This window comes from Streptomyces sp. NPDC050263 (assembly GCF_040655955.1).
Taxonomy (GTDB): domain Bacteria; phylum Actinomycetota; class Actinomycetes; order Streptomycetales; family Streptomycetaceae; genus Streptomyces.
This window is the reverse complement of the sequence record NZ_JBFAKW010000072.1, coordinates 38,453-47,217: the sequence shown is the minus strand read 5'-3', so window position 1 is coordinate 47,217 and position 8,765 is coordinate 38,453. Positions and strand designations below refer to the sequence as shown.

The 8,765-nt window shown below is 68.7% G+C and carries 8 protein-coding genes and 1 pseudogene; 7 read left to right on the top strand and 2 right to left on the bottom strand.

Going from position 1 to position 8,765, the window contains the following annotated elements:
* The first annotated feature begins 190 nt into the window (after nucleotides 1-190).
* The 6 genes from AB0J04_RS28225 to AB0J04_RS28200 all read left to right on the top strand — a co-directional run bounded on the left by AB0J04_RS28225 (nucleotide 191) and on the right by AB0J04_RS28200 (nucleotide 5,241).
* On the top strand, nucleotides 191-985 hold the full coding sequence (locus tag AB0J04_RS28225; protein ID WP_363171366.1) for a recombinase family protein: 795 nt from the start codon (nucleotides 191-193) through the stop codon (nucleotides 983-985).
* 130 nt (nucleotides 986-1,115) lie between these two features.
* Nucleotides 1,116-2,237 carry a site-specific integrase gene (locus AB0J04_RS28220; protein WP_363171365.1) on the top strand — a complete coding sequence of 374 codons (1,122 nt, stop codon included), beginning with the start codon at nucleotides 1,116-1,118 and terminating at the stop codon, nucleotides 2,235-2,237.
* Nucleotides 2,237-2,563: a helix-turn-helix transcriptional regulator gene (locus AB0J04_RS28215; RefSeq protein ID WP_363171364.1), complete on the top strand. Its 327-nt coding sequence runs from the start codon at nucleotides 2,237-2,239 to the stop codon at nucleotides 2,561-2,563. The genes AB0J04_RS28220 and AB0J04_RS28215 overlap by 1 nt, the downstream gene beginning before the upstream one ends.
* A gap of 290 nt (nucleotides 2,564-2,853) precedes the next feature.
* Nucleotides 2,854-4,023 carry a hypothetical protein gene (locus AB0J04_RS28210; protein WP_363171363.1) on the top strand — a complete coding sequence of 390 codons (1,170 nt, stop codon included), beginning with the start codon at nucleotides 2,854-2,856 and terminating at the stop codon, nucleotides 4,021-4,023.
* Nucleotides 4,024-4,075: 52 nt separating this feature from the next.
* A complete protein-coding gene (locus AB0J04_RS28205) occupies nucleotides 4,076-4,843 on the top strand; it encodes an SDR family oxidoreductase (RefSeq protein WP_363171362.1) in 768 nt (255 codons plus the stop codon).
* Nucleotides 4,844-4,869: 26 nt separating this feature from the next.
* Entirely contained in the window at nucleotides 4,870-5,241 is a 372-nt protein-coding gene (locus AB0J04_RS28200) for a MerR family transcriptional regulator (RefSeq protein ID WP_363171361.1), read from the top strand.
* Between the two features lie 356 nt (nucleotides 5,242-5,597).
* Here the strand turns inward: AB0J04_RS28200 and AB0J04_RS28195 are convergent.
* Together AB0J04_RS28195 and AB0J04_RS28190 are read right to left on the bottom strand one after the other, a co-directional pair.
* Nucleotides 5,598-5,930: pseudogene (locus AB0J04_RS28195) on the bottom strand (endo-1,4-beta-xylanase); the annotation flags it as partial.
* Between the two features lie 267 nt (nucleotides 5,931-6,197).
* A complete protein-coding gene (locus AB0J04_RS28190; RefSeq protein WP_363171360.1) occupies nucleotides 6,198-7,145 on the bottom strand; it encodes a methionyl-tRNA formyltransferase in 948 nt (315 codons plus the stop codon).
* Nucleotides 7,146-7,383: 238 nt separating this feature from the next.
* On the opposite strand from AB0J04_RS28190, the gene AB0J04_RS28185 reads away from it, so the two are divergent.
* A complete protein-coding gene (locus AB0J04_RS28185; protein ID WP_363171359.1) occupies nucleotides 7,384-8,739 on the top strand; it encodes a lysine N(6)-hydroxylase/L-ornithine N(5)-oxygenase family protein in 1,356 nt (451 codons plus the stop codon).
* Nucleotides 8,740-8,765: the final 26 nt, after the last annotated feature.

Genomic DNA, 8,765 nt, shown 5'->3' with positions numbered 1-8,765 from the left:
AGTACGTCCAGTACGAGGACTTCCGGCCGGCACACCGAGAGCACGCACCGGACGCCGCTCCTTGACGGGCAAACGTTGCCTGCCGCGGCACTAGAGGTGAAGACCCCCGCCAACCGCGGCCCCGGCCGCGCAGGGGAGGGGCCCGGCCATCGACGCCGCCGTGCCGGAGGCCTCGACGAAGCCCACGAGAGTGGGGTACGCGAGGTGCAGTACCGCCCAGCAAGAGCTCCAGAGCCAGCTCGACTCCCTCGCCGAGGCCGGGTGCGACCCGGTCTTCTCCGAGAAGATCAGCACCCGGATCAAGGTGCGGCCCGAGTTCGTCAAGGCGATGGACTTCGCCCGCACCATCAAGGAGGCCGTCCCCCACCAGCGGGTGATCTGCACCGTGCACGAGATGAAACGCCTGGGCCGCGGCGCCGCCGAGCTCCTGGCCATCGCCGAGGACCTGCGCCACCACGACATCGAGCTCGAACTCCTCACCGGCCCCCTCCAAGGGGTCTGTGACCCGTCCGGTCACGGCGCCGCCCTGTTCGCCTTCTTCGCCGGCATGGCCGAGTCCGAGCGCGAGTACATCCGGGAGAAGTCTCTGGAAGGCCAGGCGTCCGCCCGCGAGCGCGGCCGTCACGGCAGGCGCCCCAAGGTCGTCGACAACGACATGGCCGACTACGCCCGCGCCCTGCGCGCCCAGGGTGTCCCCGTCCCACAGATCGCGAACAAGCTCGTCATCCCCTCGGGCAAGAACAAGGGCGAACACCCTCGGTCGCCACTGTCTACCGCCTCCTCGCCGAAGCCGACGGCAACGCCGACGAGTGAGTTGGTGGGCCAATCAGGGCTTCAAGATCATCTCATTGCCCCTTTGCCGCGTATCTCGGAACCGTCGCGAATCGCATCTGACGCGAACTGGATGCGCATTGTGCTGTGTTGGCCGGGTCGACATGGAAAAGTCGCTGATCAGCGGATAGCACCCCTGTCACATGCCCGCTGAGACGGTAGCCGAAGGGTGAGGCCGCGCCGTTGCGCTTCACTCGATCGGATGGCTGGCCTGCCGTTCCCGTCCGGCTCTCGCATCTGATGCGAGATTCTCGCGCTCAATGCGACCAACGGAGCGTGACGAAATGGTGGGCAAGGACGGGGTGGCGCCAGGGGCCGTGCGGCTGCATCTGGCTGACGGGTTACCGCTGTTGCGGCCCGAGGAGCAGGTCTTCGAAGCAATGCTCGATGGCTGGCGGAACCAGCAGTTGGCGCGGAACCTCGCGGTATCGACCATCAACGGCCGAGAGCGGAAGGTGCGGGCGTTCGCCGCGCACGCGGATGCCTTTCCGTGGAGTTGGTCCTCGACGCTGGCGGACGACTGGTTCGGCGATCTTCGGGCGGTCGGGGGCTGCGTCCGCTCGACCCTGCGCGGCTACCAGGTAGCAGTGCGGCTGTTCTGCGATTACGCCACCGACCCGGCCTACGGCTGGGCGGCCGAGTGCGAGCGCCGCTTCGGTACCCATCCGATCCAGGTGTGTCACGAGTGGAACACCGCTGTACACATGCAGGAGTGTGAGGCCGAGGCCCCTAAACGGGCATTCACCCGGGACGAGTTGCAGGCGTTCTTCGACCACGCCGACGACGAGGTGAGCCGGGTCCGTGGCCGTGGCCGGAAGGGCTGGCTTCCCGCGTTCCGCGACGCGATGCTGTTCAAGACTGCGTACGCCTACGGGCTGCGACGTAACGAGACCCGGATGTTGGACACGGCCGACTTCGGACGCAACCCCGAGGGGGTGGAGTTCGGCGAGTACGGCGTCTGCTACGTCCGGCACGGCAAGGCGAAGAAGGGCTCACCTCCGAAGCGCCGCAGCGTGCTGACCGTGTGGAAGTGGTCGGCCGAGATCCTCGAGCAGTGGGTCAGCGAGGTGAGGCCCGCGATGCGACACGCGGACGGGCCCGCGCTATGGCCGTCCGAACGTGGCCGCCGGGTCGGACTGCAACGGCTCGACTCCCGCTTCGCCACCTACCGCGACGACCTCGGCCTGGATCCGGTCCTGGATTTCCACTCGCTGCGAAGGTCCTATGTCACCCACTTGATCGAGGACGGCTGGGATGCACTGTTCGTGCAGCAGCAGGCCGGCCACGATCACGCGTCCACCACGGCCATCTATACCTGCGTGTCCTCCGACTTCCGCACCCGCACGCTGCGTCGCGCCCTGGACGCCACGGTCGAAGCCGCGCTCAAGCCCGCGAGGGGAGCCTGATGAAACGCCAGGTCAGCTATCAGTGGCGGCTGCGCGAGCGGATGGCCGCCGCCGGGATGTTCACCACCAGCGAGCTCGCCCCGCCCCTCGCCGAGCGCGGCATCAATCTCTCCCTCTCGCAGGTCCACCGCCTGGTCACCGGCACTCCCGAGCGGCTGTCCCTGCCGGTACTGGCCGCGCTCTGCGACATTTTCGACTGTACTCCGGCTGATCTGATCGCCACCAGGGCGGAGAACGCTGCCGTCCGCAGGGTCGCCACCGGCGACGCGGTCGTCGACCTGTCGGCTGTCCGGCCCAAGCGCGCCCGCATCCGGCCCGAAGGATGAGCCGCACCCGCGTCCGCGCCAAGGACCTGTTCTGCGCACGATGCCGACGGGCGGTGCGAGTGGGGGCAAACCACTGGCCGGAGGGCTACCTCTGCGGTCGCTGCTTTGGCCAAGCCCTGGAAACCTACGGGGCTTGCGCCGGCTGCGGCGTTGATCGGCTGACCCCGGGGATCGCTGCCGACGGCGGCAGGCTCTGCACCGACTGCGCCGGTGGCCTCGGTGACTTCACCTGCGAACGGTGCGGCCAGGAAGCGCGACGCTACCGCCGAGGAGTCTGCGGGCGATGCGTCTTGGCCGAGCACCTCCACGAACTACTCGACGATGGCTCTGGCAGCATCCGGCCCGAACTTCTTCCGCTGTTCGACATGCTCCGACAGATGAGACGCCCTTGGGGCGGGATCACCTGGGCCAAACTGCCTCATGTTCAGCGCAATCTGCAGGCCCTGGCCCGCAGCCAAGTCCCGCTTACCCACGAGGGGCTGAGCCAGCTCATGCCCTGGCGATCGGTCGCCTACCTGCGCGATCTCCTCGTGCAGTGCGGCGTCCTGCCGCAGGCCGACCGGCACTTGCTGCTGTTCCAGCGGTGGCTTGCCGAGAAGCTGTCAACCGTCAGCGATCCCGAGCACAGCAAGCTTCTGGAACTCTTCGCCGCCTGGCACGTCGAACGCCGTCTGCGCACCCTGGCCGGTCGCGGCCCGCTCACCGGCAGCCAGACCAAGCAGGCCCGCAACGAGTTCCACCTTGCCATCACCTTCCTCGACTACCTTGCTCAGGGCGGACGGGCCCTCGCCGACTGCACACAGACCGAGATCGATGGCTGGTACGCAGGCGGCTACACCGCCCGACGCCTCACCCACACCTTCCTTCGCTGGGCCATGCGATCCCAACACATGGCCGCCGTCACCCTTCCGCACCGCTCGACAGACAATCCCGCACCGATCACCCAGCAACAGCGACTTGCGCTACTGCGACAACTCGTCAACCGCGACGACGTCCCGCTCCAGGACCGCGTGGCCGCTGTCCTTGTCCTTCTTTACGCGCAGCCCCTGACGCGGATTTCCAGACTCAGCACCGACGACGTCCAGCACGAGGACGGCAACGTCCTCGTGCGGCTCGGCGACCCATCGTCGCCTGTTCCCGCGCCGTTCGACAGAATGCTGCTCGACTACCTGGGACAGCGGCCGAACACCAGGACCGCGACCAACCCCGAAGCCCGATGGCTCTTCCCTGGACGCCGGGCCGGACAACCCATGACCCCAGAAGCTCTGGCACCTCGGCTCCGCAACCTTGGCTTCCCGACCCGGCCAGGCCGCACAGCCGCGATTCGCCACCTCGTCCTCCAGGCCCCCGCCCCGGTGATCGCCAGGATGCTCGGCTACAACGACGACCACACCACCCGGATCGCCGAAGAGGCCGGAGGAACTTGGCGGCACTATGCCCCCGGTGACCACCGGCGGTGACTACCGCCCGTCAGACGCTGCTTGACCTTGCCGCTGGCGGCAGGGTTGCACGATGACCGGCATGAACAGCACCGCACCGCAGAGCAGCAGGATCGTCGCCGTCACCGGAGCCGGCACCGGGATCGGCCGGGCCACCGCCCACGCCTTCGCCGCCGAGGGCGCCCACGTGGTCGCGATCGGGCGGCGGGCCGAGCCCCTCGAGGAGACCGCGGCCAGGCACGACCGAATCACGCCGCTGGCCGCCGACATCACCGCCGAGGGCGAGCCGGATCAGATCATCCGGGCCGTGCTGGAGACACACGGCAGGCTGGACGTTCTGGTCAATAACGCAGGCATCGTGCGCAGCGGCGCCCTCGGCACGCTGACGCCAGAGACGATCACAACTCAGCTTGCCACCAACCTCGTCGCCCCCATCCTGCTGGCCCAGGCCGCGCTGCCGCTCCTGGAGAAGTCGGGCGGGGTGATCGTCAATGTCAGTACGTCGGTGGGGCAGCGGGCCTGGCCCGGCAGTTCGGTTTATGCGGCTACCAAGACCGCTTTGGAGTTGCTGACCCGCAGCTGGGCGGTCGAGCTGGCACCCCGCGGGATCCGGGTGGTGGCGGTCGCCCCTGGCGCGATCGACACCCCCATCGGCGAGCACCAGGGTCTGACTCCGGAGCGGATGGCAGCGGTGCGGGAGTGGCAGCTGGCGCACACCCCGCTGGCCCGGATCGGCCGTCCCGAGGAGGTGGCCTGGGCAATCACCCAGCTTGCCGCACCGGCCGCATCGTTCGTCACCGGAGTGGTACTCCCCGTCGACGGCGGAGCGGTCGTGGCGTGATAGGAGTGGCCCGGGAGGTGGGACGGGTGCGGATCGGTGAGCTGGCCAGGGCGACCGGGACAACCGCCCGTGCGCTGCGGCACTACGAGCAGGCCGAGCTGATCACCTCGCAGCGGGCTCCCAACGGCTACCGCATCTACGACGAGCAGGCGGTGGTGCGGGTCCGCAATATCCGCTGCCTGCTGGCCGCCGGGCTCACTCTGGACGACGTACAGGTGTTCCTGCCGTGCTTGGACGGCGATGTGGCCGCCGGACCGCCCTCGGACAAGGGCCTGCGGGTCGCGCTGGAACGGCTGGCGGTCCTCAATGAACGGATCGCTGCCCAGACCGAGGCCCGCGACCGGCTGGAAGCCGCGTTGCGGCAGGCAACCGGTGGCCGGATCCGCCCAGTGGCCTGAACGCCGCCTCGCCCCAGAAGCCGGAGGAACCTGGAGTCGCTATGCTCCCCACGGTCACTCATGGTGACCACGAGCCCTCACCGGCCAAGGAATACGCGACTCTCGATTACGCGAGGTCGCCAGTTCCACACCTCTTCTATCCGTTGCAGCGGCTCATGCGCTGGGTGAACGACGAGTGAGCCCGACTGCTGTCCGGAAGCCGGTCTCCGCAGCACCGCGGCGGAGACCGGCGTGGGCAGGGCGCGCAGCGCCCGGACCGGCGCCGCCGCGGGCCGGGGGAAGGCGTGGGCGATCAGCCCGCCGTCCCGCCGGCCGCCCATCCGGGCGATCAGCAGGTCGGGGTCGGGGTCAGCAGGCCGAGAGTGCCGGACCAGCGTGTGGCCGCGGACGCGCTGGCCGCGCGCCGGGGCCCGGTCGGCGATCTGGTCGGCCGGGACGAAGTTGAACGAGCCGCGGGAGCGCTCGATGGTGTCCCACTTCATCTCGTTCTCGGGGGTGACCATGTTGAACTCACGGTCCAGGAGGGTCGAGTACGTCGAGTCGCCGAGCTTCCCGGCGGCCCGGGCGGTCCCGAAGTGCCGCCCGGACCGGGCGGCTTGAGCGCCGAGGGCACTGGCCCGGACGGCCTCGGGAGCGGTTGTCGGCTGCGAGGCGGCGGGCGTCGCGGTGGCGGTGCCGGTCGTCGCCATGACGGCGGCGGCCAGCAGAGCCGAGGCCGAGAGCCGAGGCCGACTCGATCCTTTTAGCAGGTGCATGTCACTTCTGGGGGTGGACGGGGCGCGGGAGCGTTCCCATACTCCGGATGACAGGAGTCGCCCAGGGAGCGTCAATACCTCTCGCGCTCGGCGGCGCCGACGACTCTGCCGCCGTGCGGAGACGGGAAGGTCCGCACGGCGGCAGTGTCCGGCCGGCCCACAGGACCGTACCGGGGCCGGCGCGTCAGGGGGGCGGGGTGATCAGGGGCGGGTGGTGAGGTAGCCGCCCATCGACGTGAAGTACTCCGTCGCGGTCAGCTCCTTGCCTTCCTCGGTCCGTACGCGCGTGATGGCCAGGCCGCGGTTGCGGCCGGTGCGGGCGTCGGCGCCGGCGACGATCACCACGCCCTCGCCCTCGCGGTAGAAGATCCGGCCCGGCGTGCCGCCGTAGTTGTTCTCGGAGACCATCGCGGCGAGGACGTCGAGCCGCTTGCCCTTGTGGAAGGTGAAGGCGCTCGGGTAGGGCGCGGACTGGGCGCGGACCAGGCGTTCGAGGTCCTCGGCCGGCCAGGTCCAGTCGATGCGGCTGTCCTCGATGGAGCGCTTGTGGAAGAAGCTCGCCCGGGACCGGTCCTGCTTGGTGAACTCCGTCTGCCCGGTGGCGATGAGGTCGAGCGCGCCGATGGTGACCGGGGCGATGAGGTCGCAGGTCTTGTGGAAGAGGTCGGTGACGGTGTCCCGCGGCCCGACCCGCACGGCGTCCTGCCGGACGATGTCACCGGCGTCGAGCTCGTCGTTCATCATGTGCGCGGTGACGCCCACTTCGGGCTCGCCGTTGATCAGCGCCCAGATCAGCGGGGAGAAGCCGGCGTACTTGGGCAGCAGCGAGTCGTGCACGTTGAGCGTGCCGCGGCGCGGGAGGTCGAAGATGCGCGGGGGGATCCACGTCCGCCAGTTGTTGGCCACGATGATGTCCGGGTCGGCCTCCTTGAGGCGCTCGAACAGCTCGTCGTCGTCGGGGCGGTTGCGGATCAGCACCGGCACGCCGTGTTCCTCGGCGAGGTCGGCGACCGAGTCGCTCCAGATCTTCTCGTACGCGTGATCGCTCTTGGGGTGTGTCACGACCAGTGCGACGTCGTGCTCGGAGTCCAGGAGGGCTTGCAGGGTGCGGTGCCCCCAGGTCTGGTAACCGAACATGACGACCCGCATGGGGTTCCTCCTCGAGGCAGGGACTGGCCGGTGGTAAGTAAAGCAAGGCTTACCTTAGTTTTCAATGGGCGTGCCTCGCCTCGCGGTTGAGTGATGGATCACCCGACCCCTCCTATCGACAGCATCACAAGATTAGCTTAGGCTCACCTAAGTTGAGGGTGTGCCGCTCCGTCGGCATGCCCGCCCTGCGAACTTTCCCCACGCCTGACAGGCGTCTGCCCCGCACGATGGGAGAGACATGTCACAGGTTCAGCCTGGTGACGCATCACTGGTCCACGACCTCATTGGCATCGGCTTCGGGCCGTCCAATGTGGCCATGGCGATCGCGATCAGCGAGCACAACGCACGCGCCGACGAGCACGAGGCGGTCACCGCCCGCTTCTTCGAGCAGCAGCCGCGCTTCGGCTGGCACCGAGGCATGCTGATCGACGACGCGACCATGCAAGTGTCCTTCCTCAAGGACCTGGTGACGCTCCGGAACCCGGCCAGTGAGTTCAGCTTCCTCTGCTACCTGCAGAGCAAGGGACGCCTGATCGACTTCATCAACCACAAGAGCCTCTTCCCGCTGCGCGTGGAGTTCCACGACTACTTCGAGTGGGCCGCCGCCAAGGTCGAGGACATGGTCTCCTACGGCCACGAGGTCGTCGGCGTCGCTCCTGTCGTCCGTGACGGAACCGTGGACCACCTGGAAGTGACGGTCCGGTCGGGGGAGGGGCTCGCGGTCCACCGCGCCCGCAACCTCGTCATCGGCACCGGGCTGCGTCCGCTCATGCCGGAGGGCGTCGAGCGCGGCGAGCGCGTCTGGCACAACTCCGAACTGCTTGCGAAGGTCGACGGCTTGGAGGGCGCCTCGCCCTCGCGGTTCATCGTCGTGGGAGCCGGGCAGAGCGCGGCCGAGAACGTCGCCTACCTGCACCGTCGCTTCCCCGAGGCCGAGATCTGCGCGGTCTTCTCCCGCTACGGCTACAGCCCCGCCGACGACAGCGGCTTCGCCAACCGGATCTTCGATCCGGAGGCCGTCGACGAGTACTTCGCGGCGCCCGCCGACGTCAAACGCAGGCTGATGGACTACCACGGCAACACCAACTACTCCGTGGTGGACATCGACCTGATCGACGATCTGTACCGGCAGATGTACCGGGAGAAAGTGCTCGGCGCCGAGCGGCTGAGGTTCATCAACATCTCCCGGCTCACCGGCGTCGAGGAGACCCCGGACAAGGCCCTTGCCACGGTGAAGTCCCTGGTCACCGGCGAGGAGACCACGTTGGCCGCCGACGTCGTGGTGTTCGCCACCGGCTACCGCCAGGCCGACCCCGTCGGTCTCCTCGGCGAGGTCGCGGACCGCTGCCTGCGTGACGACGAGGGCAACGTCCGGGTCGAGCGTGACTACCGCATCACCACCGACCCCGATCTGCACTGCGGCATCTACCTCCAGGGCGGCACGGAGCACACGCACGGCATCACCTCGTCCCTGCTCTCCAACACGGCGATCAGGGTCGGCGAGATTCTGGACTCGCTCCTCGACCGGGGCCTCAAGTCCGCTTTCGACGAGGCCCGTTCGGTCACCGGCGGAACCGGCAGCCCGGCCCGCTAGGGCCTGTCCGGCCGATCGAGTCGCAG